The sequence below is a fragment of the Vagococcus sp. WN89Y genome, from assembly GCF_052220145.1.
Lineage (GTDB): Bacteria > Pseudomonadota > Gammaproteobacteria > Enterobacterales > Enterobacteriaceae > Kosakonia.
The window spans coordinates 72,059-89,193 of record NZ_JBQPOM010000004.1; the positions used below are offsets into that span (position 1 = coordinate 72,059).

Sequence of the window (17,135 nt, forward strand, 5' to 3'; positions counted from 1 at the left end):
CATTTTTGCACCAACAAATAAAACCGTTGGTGCGCTGCTTAATCGTGGTGCATCAGGCGCTCAGGGTGTCTTCACGCTCGCTTGCCGCCAGCTCTTCACCCGCCAGCTGCAACTGATACATTTGCCAGTAGCGGCCTTTGGCATTGAGCAATTGCTGGTGCGTGCCGCGCTCTACCGCCTGGCCACGATGCAACACCAGGATGGTATCCGCCTCAACAATCGTCGACAGGCGGTGAGCAATAACCACCAGCGTCGTATGCTCACGCACTGCCGTCAGCGCCTGCGCAATCGCCTGCTCGGTACCGGAGTCAATATTCGCGGTCGCCTCATCGAGGATAAGGATCTGCGGCGTCTTAACCAGCACGCGCGCCAGCGCCAGCAGTTGTTTCTGCCCAACCGAGAGATTATTGCCCTGCTCGCCCAGGCGCGTATGGATGCCGTCACTCATACTGCGCGCCAGCTCCGCCAGCTGGACGGTTTCCAGCGCGCGCCAGACCTCTTCCTCGCTGATATCGCGACCAAGCGTAACGTTGGCGAAAAAGCTGTCGGCCAGCACCACCGGGTCCTGCTGCACCATCGCCACGCCTTTGCGCAGCGTCGCGTGGCTGAGCGTGGAGATGGGCCGCCCGTCGAGGCAGATCTCCCCGGTGCTCAGCGGGTAGTAGCCCATCAATAAGCTGGCGAGCGTACTTTTGCCGCTGCCGGTATGCCCCACCAGCGCAACGAAATGGCGCGGCTCCACGTGCAATGAAATATCCCGCAGCACAAACTGGTCGTCACGATAAGCAAACGAAACATTATCAATATCAATGGTACCGCTTTTCAAAGGCGTATCGTCGTGACCGTAATTCTGGCGCGGCCTGTCCATTAGCTCGAACACGCGCTCGCCCGCCACCACCGCCTGTTGCAACATTGATTGCTGGGTGGTCAGCTCAATTAACGGTTCGTTAAGGCGGCCAAGATAGCTGATAAATGCATACAGCACGCCGACTTCCACCGTTCCGACGGAGGAGAAACCAAACAGCATCAGAAGCCCGCACAGCACCAGGGCTGAAAGGAGGCTCAACAGCGGGCGCAGCAAGAAACCGTCCAGCCGCAGCGTCTGCATACGCGCGATATAGTGCGAGCGGCTGGCATCGCTCATACGTTCGCCGAAACGCGACTGCTGGCGAAACTGCTGAATAACACCCATACCGTTAATGATTTCGTTAAAGCCATCATTAATATCAGCAAGGTAAGCGCGCATGCGGCGGACAATCGGCGTGCTGTAACGCTGGTAGAGAAACATCACGATAAACACCGCCGGGAAGAGCGCCAGCGCCACCAGCGCCATGCGCCAGTCGAGGCTAAACATCGCCACCAGCATCGCGCCAATCAACGCTGCGCTGCGCAGAACCGTTGCCACCACCATGACGTAAAGGTCGCGGATAACCTCAGTGTCGTTGGTGACACGAGAGATAATCTGCCCGACCGGCTGGGTATCGAAGGCACTCAGCGGCTGGCGCAGCGCGGCGTCCATCACGTCGGTGCGCAGTTGCTGCACCACCCCCACCGCCGCCTGGTTAAACAGTAGCGCCTGGGCATAATGCAGCCCCGCCGCCAGCAGTTGCAGACCGATATAGATAGCAGCCAGCCCCGCCACCAGCCCCAGCGGCAGGTAGCTTTTCGCCACCATATTATCAATAAAGTAGCTGATTAACGCCGGACAGGCGACCTCTGCCGCCGCGGCAATCCACAGCATAACGACGGCTTTTGTCAGCGGTTTGCGCCACGGCGAACCGTACTTCAGCAGGCGTTTCAGCGTTGGCCATTGTTTGCCTGAATTATGCATCGACGGCCTCCTGCGCGTCATCCAGCGCGGCTTCAAGCTGCTGGTAGCGATACATATCGCGATACCAGCCGGGCTGGCGCACCAGTTGCTCATGTTGTCCGCGCTGGGCGATATGACCGTGCTGCATCACTAAAATCTCGCTGGCTTCCGTCAGCGCCGACAGACGATGGGCACTGATAATAATCGTGCGCCCTTCGCCCCACTGGCGCAGGTTATGTAAAATTTCATGCTCAGTGCGCCCATCCACTGCTGATAACGCATCGTCAAGAATCAGGATCTCGGCATTCAGTAACAGGGCGCGCGCAATAGAGATACGCTGCTTTTGCCCGCCGGAAAGCATCACCCCGCGCTCGCCCACCTCCGTGTCGTACCCTTGCGGCAGGCGCAAAATATCCTCATGCACGCTGGCGAGCTTCGCCGCATGCTCAATCTCTTCCTGCGTGGCCCCCGGTTTACCGAGTGCGATATTCCCGGCAACGGTGTCGGAAAAGAGAAACGGCGTCTGATTGACGACCGCCAGTCGGCTGCGCCACTCATCAAGTTTGAGGCGCTGTAGCGCAAGGCCGTGAAAGCGGATGTCGCCCTCCTCCACGTCGAAATGGCGCTGAATAAGCGATAACAGCGTGCTCTTGCCTGCGCCGGTTGGGCCGCAAATACCGAGCATCTGCCCGGGGGCAAGCCTGGCGTTAACATTTGCCAGCGTCGGCGCGGCGACCTCAGGATAATGAAACGCGCGAATAGCCATCTCCAGCGTCCCGCGCCCTTGCGGTACGGACTCAGTACCATCATTGACTACCGGCGCTTCAGCCAGCATATCGCGGATGCGGCTGTAGGCAGCGCTGCCGCGTTCGACGATGTTAAACATCCATGCCAGCGCCAGCATGGGCCAGATCATCAGACCCAGGTACATCGCAAAACTGGTCAGCTCGCCCAGGGTCAGGCGACCATTGACCACCATCCAGCTTCCGCCGCCAATCGCCAGCATGCTTGCCATGCCTATGGCGACATAAATCGTTGGATCAAAACGGGCATCCACACGCGCAACGCGCATATTTTTCGCCCCGGTGTCCGCCGCGTCCTGTGCAAACAGCATCGACTGCCTGTCTTCCAGGCCAAAGGCTTTTATCATACGGATGCTGGTCAGGCTCTCCTGCGTGCGATCGTTGAGCGATGAGAACGCCGCCTGCGCCAGCTTAAAGCGCTGATGCAGCTGTTCGCCATAACGGTTGATAAACACCGCCATAATCGGCATCGGCAACAGCGAAAACAGGGTAAGCTGCCAGCTGATTTGCGTCGCCATGACGATGAGCACCACGCAGCCCATCACCAGCGAATCCACCAGCGCCAGCACGCCTTCGCCTGCGGCAAAGACCACCCGGTCAACATCATTGGTAGCCCGCGCCATTAAATCACCGGTGCGGTGGCGTAAATAAAACTCCGGGTGCTGGCGGCTAAGCTGGCGATAGAAATCTTCCCGCAGTTCCACCGCCAACTGGTAAGACGCGCCAAATAGCCAGACACGCCAGATATAGCGCAGCAAATAGGTAATGATGGCAACAACCACCAGCGTACCGACCCACATCCACACCTGCTGTGGCGTAAAGTGATGTTTCGTCACGCCATCCACCACTATTCCCACCACTTTCGGCGGAATAAGTTGCAAGATGGCGATAATAATAAGTAAGGCTACAGCACCGAGATAGCGACGCCATTCCCGGCGAAAATACCAGCCTAACTGAACAAATAATCGCACGCGGTTACATCCTGAACGTGTTTTCCGGCCGCGGGATTGCAGCCGGGAGGGTTATTCTATGGGTAAAGCTGTGGTGTATTTTATCTGTTCCATGGCGAAACTCGAAGTCACATCTGACAGCCCCGGCACGCTGTTTACCAGTTTCTTATAGAAACTGTCGTAAGCCTTCATGTCAGACACCAGTACGCGCAACAAATAATCGTACTCACCCGCCATGCGCCAGAAACCGAGCACTTCCGGCATCTGTTTGACTTCGCTGACAAAGCTGCTGTACCACTCGCTGCTGTGATGCTGAGTTTTAATCAGAACAAACGCCGTCAGCCCCAGGCCGAGTTTTTCCGCATTCAGTACCGCGACTTTGCCGAGCAAAATCCCGTCATCTTCCAGGCGCTTCAGTCGTTTCCAACATGGCGTAGTAGTCAGATTAACGGCATCTGCCAAAGCCTGCAAAGAGAGCGAACAATCCTGCTGTAACAAGGAGAGCAGCTTACGGTCAGTTTTATCTAACATATCGCGCCTTTGGAGAATATTTTTCTCTTTATAGTCTACTGAAAAGGTGAAATGGCAACCTTTTTTTCCGGGGCTTTCGCTAGACTGGGCACAAAATGATAAATGGACAAAACCGATGAATCGCACCTGGGTTACACATGCCATTAATGAAATAAATGCTGATGCCCAGCGCTCAGCAGATACGCATCTTATCCGCCTGATCCTGCCCGCGTTTCCGGGGATTCATCTCTACCTGAAGGATGAGAGCACTCATCCTACCGGCAGCCTGAAGCATCGCCTCGCGCGCTCGCTGTTTCTCTACGGCTTATGCAATGGCTGGATTAAAGAAGGCACGACAATCATTGAGGCCTCTTCTGGCTCCACCGCCGTGTCAGAAGCCTGGTTCGCGCGCCTGCTCGGTTTACCCTTTATTGCGGTGATGCCGCACTGCACGGCGAAACGCAAAGTGCAACAAATTGAGTTTTACGGCGGCCGCTGCCACTTTGTAGAGAGCGCATGCGAGATCTACGCCGAGTCCGAACAACTGGCCCGCGAATTAAACGGTCACTATATGGATCAGTTTACCTATGCCGAGCGGGCCACCGACTGGCGCGGCAATAATAATATTGCCGACAGTATTTACCGCCAGATGAAAAACGAGCCTTATCCGGTGCCGGACTCCATTGTGATGAGCGCGGGCACGGGCGGGACATCCGCGACGCTGGGGCGCTATATTCGCAGCCAGGGTTATGACACCCGACTGATGGTGGTTGATCCGGAAAACTCCGTGTTTCTTGATTACTGGCAGCAGCGTGACGCGACCCTGCGTAGCCCGCACGGCAGTAAAATTGAAGGCATTGGCCGCCCGCGCGTTGAGCCATCTTTTATCGCAGATGTTGTTGATGAAATGCTGCGCGTACCGGATGCACCCAGCGTGGCAACCGCGCAGTGGCTGGAAACGCAGCTGGGCCGTAAAGTCGGCGCCTCTACCGGCACCAATATGTGGGGCGCATTACAGCTTGCGGCGCGTATGCGCAGCGAAGGGCGCAGCGGTGCTATCGTCACGCTACTGTGCGACAGCGGCGAGCGATATCTGGACACCTATTATAACCCGCAGTGGGTGGCGGCTAACTTCGGCGATATCACGCCCTGGCACGCGGAGCTCGTGCGCCTGACCAGCACGCTTTAAGATAAAAAAAGCCGGACGGTATGCGCCCGGCTTGCTGGAAAAGATCTTTTCATTCGGGGGAATAAGGAAGATTGGGTGTATCCAGCCAGTGAGTTAAAAAGTGCGACACCGCCTGGTTCTGGCAGTGCCCGATAACCGGTAGATGCGGCAACGCCGCGCGCAGTTGCGGCATCGCATTGCCCATAATCATGCCGCGCCCGACGCTCTCAAGCATCTCGCGGTCATTCATCGCATCGCCAAACGCCATGCAGTCCTGTAACGTCAGGCCGAGCGACTGACTGAGCATCGCCAGCGCCGCGCCTTTGTTGCAGCCCACCGGCAGCACCTCCAGGCAGTACGACGCCGAAAAACATAAGTGCGCCCGCGATCCTAATGCGTCGTTTAACTGAATACGCAGGCGGGAGAGATCCTCGTGATCGCCAACAAAACAAATTTTGGTGACATCGTGAGCCGGTAAGCGCTTGAGATCCATCAAAGTGTAGGTAAAACCGCTGTACTGGTGCGCGGCCAGCGTTTCCGGCAGTGCTTTATCCGTCATCCAGCCTGAATCATTAAATGCATGAATAGTAGCATTCGTCTCCCACTTGCTGTGCAGCACACATTCAGCCACCTCCGGGTCAAGATCCTGCTGGTAGAGCACTTCACCTTCCAGAGAGTGAACGCGCGTCCCGTTACCGGTAATAAGAAAGGCATCCAGCGCCAGCTTGTTCACAATGCTGCGCATTTCCAGCGCATGCCTGCCGGTCGCAAAAGCCAGCGAAATATCGCGCTCACGCAGGCGGCGCAACGTGGCCAGCGTTTGTTCGCCTAAATTATGGTCGGGCATCAGCAAGGTGCCATCCATATCAAATGCAGCCAGACGCGCCATAATTTTCTCCGGTGTGATGTAGGGGGTTGCGTTCCAGTATTGCGTGAGATATACGGAAGTAATAGTGAATAGATAATTATTATTGTTCCGGGTTTATGCGACAACTGAATCGGCTGAATCAATACCAACGCCTGTGGCAATCATCAGGCGGAGCTTCCCAGTCAGCGAGCGTGACTGAGCTTGCGGCGCGCTGTTTTTGTAGCGAGCGCCATATGCGCACGTTGCTGCGCCAGATGCAGGAAGCGGGCTGGTTAAGCTGGTCTTCGCAATCAGGGCGCGGCAAACGTGGCACGCTCCATTTTCATGCTGCCCCCGATGCCTTACGTAGTGAGATGCTGGAGCAGGCGCTGAAAACCGGGCAGCAGCAAAATGCCCTCGCGCTGGCGCAGCTTGCGCCCGATGATCTGCGCACGCTGCTGAACCCGTTCCTCGGCGGGCTATGGCAAAACGAAACCCCGACGCTGCGCATCCCTTACTACCGCCCGCTGGAGCCGCTCACGCCGGGTTTTCTCCCTGGCCGCGCCGAACAACACCTGGCCGGGCAGATTTTCAGCGGGTTGACGCGTTTTACCTCTGATAGCCCGCTGCCCCAGGGCGATCTGGCCCATCACTGGAATATCAGTAATGATGGCCTGCGCTGGCGATTCTATTTACGCTCAACGGTGCGCTGGCACAATGGCGATGCGCTGAAAGCCGAGCAGTTACAGGCGCGCTTGCAAATGCTGCTGACGCTGCCTGCGCTGCGTAAGCTGTTTGACAGCGTGACGCATATTGAGGTGAGCCATCCCTGGTGCCTGACCTTTACCTTGCAGCGCCCGGACTACTGGCTGGCGCACCGCCTGGCGAGCTACGCCGCAGTGCTGGCGCATCCTCAGCACCCGCATATCGGCACCGGAGCGTTTCGCCTGGCGACTTTCAGCCGCGAGCTGGTTCGCCTGGAATGCCACGACGCCTGGCATCTGGGGCATCCACTGCTCCAGGCGGTGGAGTTCTGGATAACGCCGCAACTCTTCGAGCAGGATCTTGGCACCAGTTGCCGCCATCCGGTGCAGATTGCGATAGGGCAAGCGGATGAGTTGCAGTATTTACAGCCGGTGGGTAATAGCATCAGTCTCGGGTTTTGCTATCTTGCTCTGCGCCCCGGCGCGCGGCTGAGCCTGGCGCAAGCGCGCCGCCTGGTGCAGATAATCCACAGCACTTCGCTGTTACAAACGCTACCGCTGGATGAAAACCTTGTCACCCCCAGTCGCGAATTGTTGCCTGGGTGGCATATTCCCCGCTGGTCTTCGCAAAACGTACCGCTGCCGGAAAAACTGACGCTGCTCTATCACCTGCCGGTAGAGCTGCACACGATGGCAGAACAACTGAAGTGCTATCTTGCCAGGCTGGGCTGTGAACTGACGGTGATTTTCCATGACAGTAAAAGCTGGGAGGGCTGCACGCAGCTGGCCTCGGCCGATTTGCTAATGGGAGACCGGCTGATTGGCGAGACCGCGGCTTATACCCTTGAGCAGTGGCTGCGATGCGATCCGCTGTGGCCGAATTTGCTCAGCGCGCCGCAGTTTGCGCATTTACAGGCAACATTAGATGCTGTGCAGCGCCAGGCGGATGAACAGCAGCGCGTCAACGCGCTGCGAAATGTGTTCAGCAAGCTGATGGATGAGGCGCTCCTGACGCCGCTGTTTAACTATCACTATCGCATTAGCGCCCCGCCCGGTGTCGAAGGGATACGTTTGAATACCCGTGGATGGTTTGATTTTGCCGAAGCCTGGTTACCCGCGCCAGAGCGGTGAAGAAGCTGGTCGCTGTTCTCAGCACGCGTTACCATAGTGTTTTATTTGTAATTGCCAGGAAGAATTATGAAACGTGCCGTTGTGGTATTTAGTGGCGGACAAGACTCCACGACCTGTCTGATTCAGGCGTTGCAGCAGTATGATGAAGTCCATTGTGTGACGTTTGATTACGGTCAGCGTCATCGTGCCGAAATTGATGTGGCACGCAGGCTGGCGCTAACGCTGGGCGCACGTGCGCATAAAGTGCTGGATGTCACCATGCTTAATGAACTGGCGGTCAGCAGCCTGACGCGCGACAGCATTCCTGTCCCTGACTACGAACCTGACGCGAGCGGTATTCCGAATACCTTTGTACCTGGGCGCAATATCCTGTTTCTTACGCTGGCCGCCGTTTATGCCTGGCAGGTGCAGGCAGAGGCGGTTATCACCGGCGTGTGCGAAACGGATTTTTCCGGTTACCCGGACTGCCGGGATGAGTTTGTTAAAGCGCTTAATCACGCGGTGAATCTGGGTCTGGCTAAAGATATTCGCTTTGAAACCCCACTAATGTGGCTCAATAAAGCAGAAACCTGGGCGTTGGCCGACTACTGGGGGCAACTGGAACGGGTGCGTAACGATACGCTGACCTGCTATAACGGTATCCAGGGCGACGGATGTGGTCATTGCGCCGCCTGCAGCCTGCGGGCTAACGGCTTGCAGGGCTATCTGTCAGACAAAGCTGGCGTCATGGCCGCGATGAAAGAGAAGACTGGCCTGCAATAACGCAGCCAATGTGCCCGGTGGCGCTGAAACCTGCCGGGCATGGATTGCGATAGCGTTAATCCCCTTCGCGGATCATTTTCTCCAGTTTTTCCCGCAGCTCTCCTTCCAGCGCCAGCGCTTTTTGGGTTTTCAAATCGATACAGACAAAGGTCACCAGCGCATCAGCCACGACCTGCCCTTCCGGCTCCAGCGTGACAACCTGGCTGAGCACGCCGCTTTTACCGTTAATCTGCTGGACATGGCTGGTAACGCTAAGCAGATCGCCAAGTACCGCCGGACGTCGATAGTTAATATTGATATTGACCACCACGAAGGCGATATGATTCGCGGTCATCCATTTAAAGCTTTCGTTATGCTCCAGCCCATCCCAGCGAGCTTCTTCGAGAAACTCAAGATAGCGGGCATTATTGACGTGCTGATAGACATCGAGGTGGAAACCACGGACTTTTATCTGGGTCTGCATAGCGCGTTAACCTTAGCTGTTTTGTTTATTTTAGGGACAGAGGTCATAACTGGTATGACCTCTATAGCCTGGCAAAGATTTTCGACTGTGCAAGCTTTAAAGTTTCAGCGATGCCAGGTTACGCTCCAGTAGCGAGCGCCCTATCCCGGGTACCTGAATTAAATCCTCCAGCGTTTTAAACGGCCCATATTCCGTTCGATAGTTCACAATGGCCTGGGCTTTCTTCAGCCCGACCCCGTTCATCGCTTGCGATAGTTCCTGTGCGTTGGCCGTGTTGATGCTGATTCGGGAGCCTGTCTCTTCTTCCGCGCTTTTTGCCGTATCCTGCGCCTGCACAGTTGATGTGGCGTCGCTTTTGCTCTGTGTTGCCACCGCCTTCGCTCCCGCGACGGGTGCTGCAACGGCGCTATAGCTCAGGGTGGCACAGGCGATACTCAGGGTGACCAGGGCGGCTTTGATTCCTTGCTTCATTCTGTTTCTCCTTAGTTTTTTAACAGCAAACTCACGATAATCGGTGGCAAAAAAACAGACAAACAGCAAAACGCAGAAATGGAAAAGGCCGCGAAAGCGGCCTTTGTGAATTGCAAAACGTTGCAAATTTTTGCGAGGCTCTTCGAGCCGTCAACCTTTACTGCTGCGGATCAACCGTCTCGCCAAATTTGATTTTGGCTTCTTTACGCAGGTTGCCCATCATTGCTTCAAAAGCGATTTGCGCGTTGTTCATGGTAATGCGCTGCACCATTTGCTGCTGCTGCGCCTCTGGCATCGTGCCCGCTTTGACTTCATCCAGCGCCATCACCACGACGTTACCCTGCGTATCGCTGGCAACACCGTAAGACGGTTTGTCTTTTGCCGGCTGCGGCAGGTTGAAGACCGCTTCGCTAAACGCGTTCCGCTCAGCGCGGGTCAGCGTTTGCGGAGCTCCAAAGCTCAGACCGGCCGTTTTCAGCGCTTCATCGCCTTTACCCGCTTTCAGCTCAGCCAGCAGCTTGTCGGCATCCTGTTTCGCTTGCTGCTCTGCTTTGTTGTGCTTAACGATATCGGTAATCTGCGCTTTCACCTCATCAAGCGGTTTGACCGCTTCAGGTTTATGCTCGGTGACACGCAGCACAAATGCGCGATCGCCCTCAACGGTAATGATGTCAGAGTTGCTGCCCGGCGTACCGTTCAGCCCGACCAGACCGCCATTAAAGATGGCATCGCTCACGGGTTTAAAGTTCAGCTCTTCTGGCAGGTTGTCACGGCCAAACCAGCCTGTTTCGACCGCTTTCGTTCCGGCAACTTGCTCAGCGCCTGCCAGCGACTCGTTGTCATTGCTCGCGGCTTCGCTGACTTTTTGTTGCAATGCATACCAGGCATCCAGCGCTTTTTCGTGTTTCACTTTCGCCGCCAGTTCGTCACGCACTTCACTCAGCGGTTTTACTTTTGCAGGCTGGATATCGTCAAGACGAACCACCAGGAAGCCGACGGAAGATTTGATAACGCCTGAAAGCTGGCCTTTCTCTTTCAAACCTGCATTTTTCAGCTCATCCGGCGTGGTGGACTCTTCCAGCCAGCCCATATCACCGCCATTACGCGCAGAGATGATATCGGTGGATTTCGCTTTTGCGACGGTGGCGAAATCAGCGCCTTTATTGAGCTCATCGAGTACCGCTTTGGCCTCATCTTCCGTTTTGGTCTGAATCACGCTATAGCGGTTGCGCTGCGGCTGGGTAAAGGTGTCCTTGTTTTCATCATAATAAGCCTGAATTTCCGCATCGCTGGCGTTTTGCTCCATCGCAGCAGCATCAAGCTTGATGTAGCTCACGCGGAACTGCTCCGGCGCCACGAAACTGTTCTTGTTCTGCTCGTAGTAACTGGAAACCTCTTCGTCGCTTACCGTCTGTTTCGCAGCCAGCGCGTTGACATCAATGACCGCCTGGCGCACTACGCGCTGCTGAGCGGCTAAAGCCACCAGCTCATCAGTTTCGCCTTTCAGCATAAAATCCGTGCCGGCGACAGCGTTGATCAGCTGCTGGGAGGTTAGCTGGTTACGCAGCGCCTGAGCGTATTGATCCGCGCTCATCCCCATCTGATTCACCAGCGCATTAAAGCGGGCGTTATCAAAGTGACCGTTGGACTGGAAAGCCTGAGTGGCGAAAATCGCGTCTTTAACCTGCTTATCGCTGATACCCAGCCCCAGATTTTTAGCGTATTGATCCAAAAGCGCTTCGTCGATCATACGATTGAGCACTTGCTGGCGCATGGCTTTCATATAGTTTTCGTTAGAGGCCAGCTCTGAAAACTGATCGCCCAGTTGCTGCGCCATACGGTTACGCTCATTGGTCACGGCATTCTCGAACTGCGCGCGGCTAATTTCCTGACCGTTCACTTTTGCGGCGTAATTATTGTTACCGCCAATCAGGTAATTACCCACGCCAGTCAGAACGAATGACAAAAGGATCAAACCCAGAATGATTTTGAGCACGACGTGATTAGCCGCCGCGCGTAAATTGTCCATCATGGTGTAACAACACTCCGCTGTAGTTGACTGTAAAACTCAGGCAGTACTCATTGCCCGCTGCGAGTAAGCGCATATTTTGACAAGAAAACGGCGCAATTGTTAGCCCGCAATGCGTATAAACTCGCAGAAATTGCCTGTGTGCAAATAAAAAAGGCACATCTTGCGATGCGCCCTTATAAATTGCACCCTCCCCCGCATGGGGAAAGCGATCAGTTTACCGCGTCTTTCAGCGCTTTGCCTGCGCGGAATCCCGGGACTTTAGCAGCAGCAATGGTGATCTCTTTGCCGGTCTGCGGGTTGCGGCCAGTACGGGCAGCGCGATCTTTGACCACAAAAGTACCAAAACCAACCAGTGCTACGTCGTCCCCGGATTTCAAAGATTCAGTAACGGTATCGATTACAGCATCTAACGCACGTCCAGCCGCAGCTTTGGAGATATCAGCACCTGCAGCAATCTTGTCTATCAGTTGAGATTTATTCACTCTTCTCTTCCTCTCTTTATAATATATATCGCACCTGAGTCCTTCACAGTGCGACCGCGCAGCAGTTATATCAGGCATGTCATGCCCTTACAACACCAGTTGTTGATGACACACCCAACCAGCCACCTAAATTAGCTATACAAAAAAAGGCTGGCAAGTGGGAATTTACTTGCCAGCCCTGTTTTTATCAATGCTCTTTGCGCAATATCACTATTTTACGGTGGCAACCTGCATACCGAAGGGCTCATTTTGCAGTGCAAGACTGAGAACTTCCTCAATACGCTTGACCGGATGGATATCCAGATCGGCGACAACGTTGTCCGGGATCTCTTCCAGGTCGCGCTTGTTTTCGTAAGGGATCAGAACCGTCTTGATACCGCCACGATGCGCTGCCAGTAACTTCTCTTTCAACCCACCGATAGGCAGAACCTGGCCACGCAGGGTAATTTCCCCGGTCATCGCCACATCCGCACGCACCGGATTGCCGGTCAGACAAGAAACCAGCGCCGTACACATTGCAATACCGGCGCTCGGGCCATCTTTCGGCGTTGCGCCTTCCGGTACGTGAACGTGGATATCGCGTTTCTCGTAGAAGTCGCCGTTGATGCCCAGTTTCTCCGCGCGGGCACGCACAACGGTCAGCGCCGCCTGGATAGACTCTTGCATCACTTCGCCCAGTGAGCCGGTATAGGTCAGTTTGCCTTTACCCGGTACGCAGGCGGTTTCGATAGTCAGCAGGTCACCGCCGACTTCCGTCCACGCCAGCCCCGTCACCTGGCCTACGCGGTTTTCGTCATCCGCGCGACCATAATCGAAGCGCTGAACGCCCAGATAATCGTGCAGATTATCACCGTTAATCTCAATGTGCTTCAGGCTTGGATCGAGCAGCAACTGCTTAACCGCCTTACGGCACAATTTAGAGATTTCACGCTCCAGGCCACGCACGCCCGCTTCACGGGTGTAGTAACGAATAATACCGATGATTGCACTGTCATCCACGGTGATTTCGTGTGGTTTCAGCGCGTTACGCTCAATCTGTTTGGTAAGCAGATGCCGTCTGGCAATGTTCAGTTTTTCATCTTCGGTATAACCAGAAAGACGAATCACTTCCATACGATCCAGCAGCGGTGCCGGAATGTTCATGGAGTTGGAGGTCGCCACAAACATCACATCGCTCAGATCGTAATCCACTTCCAGATAGTGGTCGCTAAAGGCCACGTTCTGCTCTGGATCTAATACTTCCAGCAGTGCAGAAGCCGGATCGCCGCGCATGTCAGACGACATTTTGTCGATTTCATCAAGCAGGAAAAGCGGGTTTTTTACGCCAACTTTCGCCATTTTCTGGATCAATTTGCCCGGCATGGAACCGATATAGGTACGACGGTGACCGCGAATTTCGGCTTCGTCACGCACACCGCCCAGCGCCATACGGACATATTTACGCCCGGTGGCTTTGGCTATCGACTGGCCCAGGGAAGTCTTACCCACCCCCGGAGGCCCGACGAGGCATAAAATTGGCCCTTTCAGCTTGTTCATACGGCTTTGCACCGCAAGATACTCAAGAATGCGGTCTTTGACGCGCTCAAGGCCATAGTGGTCGGTATCGAGAATTTCCTGCGCCTGGCGAAGGTCTTTTTTGACCTTGCTGCGCGCATTCCACGGCACCTGCACCATCCATTCGATATAGCCGCGCACCACGGTGGCTTCGGCGGACATCGGCGACATCATTTTCAGCTTCTGCAGCTCAGACTCGGCTTTCTCTTTTGCCTCTTTAGGCATTTTCGCCGCGTCAATCTTGCGTTTCAGCGCTTCGTTTTCGTCCGGCGCGTCGTCCATCTCGCCCAGCTCTTTCTGAATGGCTTTCATTTGCTCATTCAGATAGTACTCGCGCTGGGATTTCTCCATCTGCTTTTTCACGCGGTTGCGAATGCGTTTCTCAACCTGCAGCAGATCGATTTCCGACTCCATCATGGCCATCAGATATTCCAGACGTTCGTTGACGTCGGACATCTCCAGCACGGACTGCTTATCTGCCAGCTTCAGCGGCATATGCGCAGCGATAGTGTCTGCCAGGCGCGCAGGATCGTCGATGCTGTTGAGCGAAGTCAGCACTTCCGGCGGAATTTTTTTGTTCAGCTTGATATAGCCTTCAAACTGACTGATAGCCGTCCGTACCAATACTTCCTGCTCACGCTCTTCAATAGCCGGTGAGTCGAGGTATTCCGCTTTAGCGGAAAAATGCTCGCCATCATCAGAAAGTGTTGTAATGCGTGCGCGCTGAAGGCCTTCGACCAGCACTTTTACCGTGCCGTCAGGTAATTTCAGCATCTGTAAAATAGACGCCACGGTCCCGACGGTGAAAAGATCGTTTACACCCGGCTCATCCGTTGATGCTTCTTTCTGGGCGACCAGCATGATTTTTTTATCATGGTCCATGGCCGCTTCCAGACAACGGATAGATTTTTCCCGTCCCACAAATAACGGAATGACCATGTGCGGATAAACCACCACATCGCGCAATGGCAATACGGGGATTTCAATGCGTTCAGAACGCTCAGGATTCATAGAGCTCTCTCTTAGTTTAAAGTCCGCCAGGTAATAAGGTGACGTGACTGTGCAACACGCACCATTAACATGTAAAGCAGTATATGGGGATGTTTGCCACACATTCAACGGCGGGGAGACGGAAAAATAAAAGGGGAGATAAAATCCCCCCTTTCAGATTAACCTGCTGTAAGAATTGATTAATTATTCACCAGATGCCTGCTGCGCTTCCGGCTTGCCGTAGATCAGCAGCGGTTTGCTCTGCCCTTCGATAACCGATTCGTCAATCACCACTTTTTCGACGTCTTCCAGCGACGGAAGGTCGTACATGGTATCCAGCAGCGCCGCTTCAACGATTGAACGCAGGCCACGCGCACCGGTTTTACGCTGCATCGCTTTTTTAGCGATAGCGTCCAGCGCTTCGTCACGGAACTCCAGATCCACACCTTCCAGATTAAACAGCGCCTGATACTGCTTGGTCAGGGCGTTTTTCGGCTCTTTCAGAATTTGGATCAGGGCTTCTTCGCTCAGTTCGTTCAGCGTTGCGACCACCGGCAGACGACCAATAAACTCCGGGATCAGACCAAACTTAATCAGATCTTCCGGTTCAACCTGCGACAGCAGCTCACCTTCGTTGGCTTTTTCCGATTTTGCTTTCACCGTGGCGCCAAAACCAATGCCGGAGCCGGTTTCAACACGGTGAGAAATCACTTTGTCGAGACCGGCGAAAGCGCCACCGCAGATAAACAGGATCCTGGAGGTATCGACCTGCAAAAACTCCTGCTGCGGATGTTTACGCCCGCCCTGCGGCGGAACGGCGGCAACGGTGCCTTCAATCAGTTTCAACAGTGCTTGCTGAACGCCTTCACCGGATACGTCGCGGGTGATGGAGGGGTTGTCAGACTTACGCGAAATCTTGTCGATTTCATCGATGTAGACAATCCCGCGCTGCGCTTTCTGCACATCGTAGTCGCATTTCTGCAGCAGCTTCTGGATGATGTTTTCGACATCTTCCCCCACGTAACCGGCTTCAGTTAACGTGGTCGCATCCGCCATGGTGAACGGAACGTCCAGCAGGCGAGCCAGCGTTTCAGCCAGCAGCGTTTTACCGGAACCGGTCGGACCTATCAGCAGAATGTTACTTTTGCCAAGCTCTACACCGTTACTGGTGTCGCCATTGCGCAGGCGTTTGTAGTGGTTGTAAACCGCCACTGCCAGCACTTTTTTCGCCTGTTCCTGACCGATAACGTAATCGTCCAGGTGGTGGCGAATCTCGTGCGGCGTAGGCAGTGCGCTGCGCTCGCGGTGCGGCGCAACTTCTTTAATCTCTTCGCGAATGATGTCGTTACACAGATCAACACATTCGTCGCAGATATACACGGACGGCCCGGCAATCAGCTTACGCACTTCATGCTGGCTTTTGCCGCAAAAAGAGCAGTACAACAGTTTGCCCGAACCATCTTTGCGTTTATCTGTCATGAGTCAAAACCTCTTTTCTGTTCTTTGTGCCGCACGTGACGACGCAAATGCCATTCCAGGCGCAAAACATTACTCAAGCATGTTACCGCTCGCACTAGCTAGTATAGCGGCACCTGGGCATGAGCATTAGTTACGATGGGTTAAAATTGAGTCAACCAGGCCGTAATCAACCGCCTCTTGTGCGGCAAGGAAACGATCTCGTTCAGTATCACGCTCAATTTGCTCTAACGATTGACCCGTGTGATGCGCCATAAGTTCATTCATGCGTCCTTTCACTTTCAGGATTTCGCGGGCGTGGATTTCGATATCCGTAGCCTGTCCCTGATAACCGCCTAACGGCTGGTGGATCATCACGCGAGAATTTGGCAGGCAAAAACGCTTGCCTTTTGCCCCTGCCGTCAGCAGGAAAGCCCCCATGGATGCGGCTTGCCCCATACAAATGGTGCTCACGTCCGGCTTAATAAATTGCATAGTATCGTAAATGGACATCCCGGCGGTAATCACGCCGCCTGGAGAATTAATATACAGGTAGATGTCTTTTTCCGGATTTTCCGCTTCCAGAAATAACATTTGAGCCACGATCAGGTTCGCCATATGGTCTTCGACCTGACCGGTCAGAAAAATCACGCGTTCTTTAAGAAGACGGGAGTAGATATCGAAAGAGCGCTCACCGCGTGAAGTCTGTTCAATAACCATTGGCACCAGAGCCATATGGGGTGCAAAGTTATCTCGTTCGCCGCTGTATGACATTACCGTCTCCTGGATAAAAAAATAAACAAACCTGCTGTACTGATTGTACTTGAGTGCGCGGGGTCTGACCATTACCCCTCACGGACGGATTATCAGCCAGAGTCTCTATTGCCACTCTTCCCTTAGTGGGGATGACATCGCATGATTTCAAGCATAACAATCTTTTGCTGTTACGCTAATAGTGAAACGCTCTTTTAGCACACATCTGAAAAAAGTGAATGGATAAAAA

14 protein-coding genes are annotated in these 17,135 nt (G+C 54.4%); 3 read left to right on the forward strand and 11 right to left on the reverse strand.

What is annotated here, in order from left to right:
- Positions 1-52 precede the first annotated feature (52 nt).
- Genes ACTU3N_RS01270 through ACTU3N_RS01280 form a run of 3 tightly spaced genes read right to left on the reverse strand, consistent with a single transcriptional unit; the run spans position 53 to position 4,094 of the window.
- Positions 53-1,831 carry a SmdB family multidrug efflux ABC transporter permease/ATP-binding protein gene (locus ACTU3N_RS01270; protein WP_443084339.1) on the reverse strand — a complete coding sequence of 593 codons (1,779 nt, stop codon included), beginning with the start codon at positions 1,829-1,831 and terminating at the stop codon, positions 53-55.
- Complete coding sequence (locus ACTU3N_RS01275; protein ID WP_443084340.1) at positions 1,824-3,584, reverse strand: SmdA family multidrug ABC transporter permease/ATP-binding protein; 1,761 nt, start codon at positions 3,582-3,584, stop codon at positions 1,824-1,826. The genes ACTU3N_RS01270 and ACTU3N_RS01275 overlap by 8 nt, the downstream gene beginning before the upstream one ends.
- Before the next feature lie 51 nt (positions 3,585-3,635).
- A complete protein-coding gene (locus ACTU3N_RS01280) occupies positions 3,636-4,094 on the reverse strand; it encodes an Lrp/AsnC family transcriptional regulator (protein ID WP_443084341.1) in 459 nt (152 codons plus the stop codon).
- A 115-nt stretch (positions 4,095-4,209) separates the two neighbouring features.
- Here ACTU3N_RS01280 and ACTU3N_RS01285 point away from each other — a divergent pair, with 115 nt between their 5' ends.
- A complete protein-coding gene (locus ACTU3N_RS01285; RefSeq protein WP_443084342.1) occupies positions 4,210-5,262 on the forward strand; it encodes a PLP-dependent cysteine synthase family protein in 1,053 nt (350 codons plus the stop codon).
- Between the two features lie 49 nt (positions 5,263-5,311).
- Here the strand turns inward: ACTU3N_RS01285 and cof are convergent, their stop codons facing one another.
- Positions 5,312-6,130, reverse strand: coding sequence for an HMP-PP phosphatase (gene cof, locus ACTU3N_RS01290; RefSeq protein ID WP_443084343.1), 819 nt, complete (start codon positions 6,128-6,130; stop codon positions 5,312-5,314).
- A gap of 95 nt (positions 6,131-6,225) precedes the next feature.
- Here cof and ACTU3N_RS01295 point away from each other — a divergent pair, with 95 nt between their 5' ends.
- Positions 6,226-7,923, forward strand: a complete 1,698-nt coding sequence (locus ACTU3N_RS01295; RefSeq protein WP_443084344.1) for an SgrR family transcriptional regulator — start codon at positions 6,226-6,228, stop codon at positions 7,921-7,923.
- Between the two features lie 66 nt (positions 7,924-7,989).
- A complete protein-coding gene (gene queC / locus ACTU3N_RS01300) occupies positions 7,990-8,685 on the forward strand; it encodes a 7-cyano-7-deazaguanine synthase QueC (RefSeq protein ID WP_443084345.1) in 696 nt (231 codons plus the stop codon).
- 55 nt (positions 8,686-8,740) lie between these two features.
- Here queC and ACTU3N_RS01305 read toward each other — a convergent pair whose 3' ends face one another.
- The 7 genes from ACTU3N_RS01305 to clpP form a co-directional block, all read right to left on the reverse strand.
- Complete coding sequence (locus tag ACTU3N_RS01305) at positions 8,741-9,148, reverse strand: YbgC/FadM family acyl-CoA thioesterase (RefSeq protein ID WP_443084346.1); 408 nt, start codon at positions 9,146-9,148, stop codon at positions 8,741-8,743.
- 96 nt (positions 9,149-9,244) lie between these two features.
- On the reverse strand, positions 9,245-9,619 hold the full coding sequence (locus ACTU3N_RS01310; RefSeq protein ID WP_443084347.1) for a helix-hairpin-helix domain-containing protein: 375 nt from the start codon (positions 9,617-9,619) through the stop codon (positions 9,245-9,247).
- Positions 9,620-9,776: 157 nt separating this feature from the next.
- The gene (gene ppiD / locus ACTU3N_RS01315; RefSeq protein ID WP_443084348.1) at positions 9,777-11,651 is read right to left on the reverse strand and encodes a peptidylprolyl isomerase; all 1,875 of its coding nucleotides are present in this window, start codon (positions 11,649-11,651) and stop codon (positions 9,777-9,779) included.
- Positions 11,652-11,860: 209 nt separating this feature from the next.
- Complete coding sequence (hupB, locus tag ACTU3N_RS01320) at positions 11,861-12,133, reverse strand: nucleoid-associated protein HU-beta (RefSeq protein WP_443084349.1); 273 nt, start codon at positions 12,131-12,133, stop codon at positions 11,861-11,863.
- Between the two features lie 210 nt (positions 12,134-12,343).
- Positions 12,344-14,698 carry an endopeptidase La gene (lon, locus tag ACTU3N_RS01325; RefSeq protein ID WP_443084350.1) on the reverse strand — a complete coding sequence of 785 codons (2,355 nt, stop codon included), beginning with the start codon at positions 14,696-14,698 and terminating at the stop codon, positions 12,344-12,346.
- Between the two features lie 183 nt (positions 14,699-14,881).
- Positions 14,882-16,156 (reverse strand): ATP-dependent protease ATP-binding subunit ClpX, encoded by a 1,275-nt coding sequence (gene clpX, locus ACTU3N_RS01330; protein ID WP_443084351.1) that lies wholly within the window; start codon positions 16,154-16,156, stop codon positions 14,882-14,884.
- Between the two features lie 126 nt (positions 16,157-16,282).
- Positions 16,283-16,867 carry an ATP-dependent Clp endopeptidase proteolytic subunit ClpP gene (clpP, locus tag ACTU3N_RS01335; RefSeq protein ID WP_443084379.1) on the reverse strand — a complete coding sequence of 195 codons (585 nt, stop codon included), beginning with the start codon at positions 16,865-16,867 and terminating at the stop codon, positions 16,283-16,285.
- Positions 16,868-17,135: the final 268 nt, after the last annotated feature.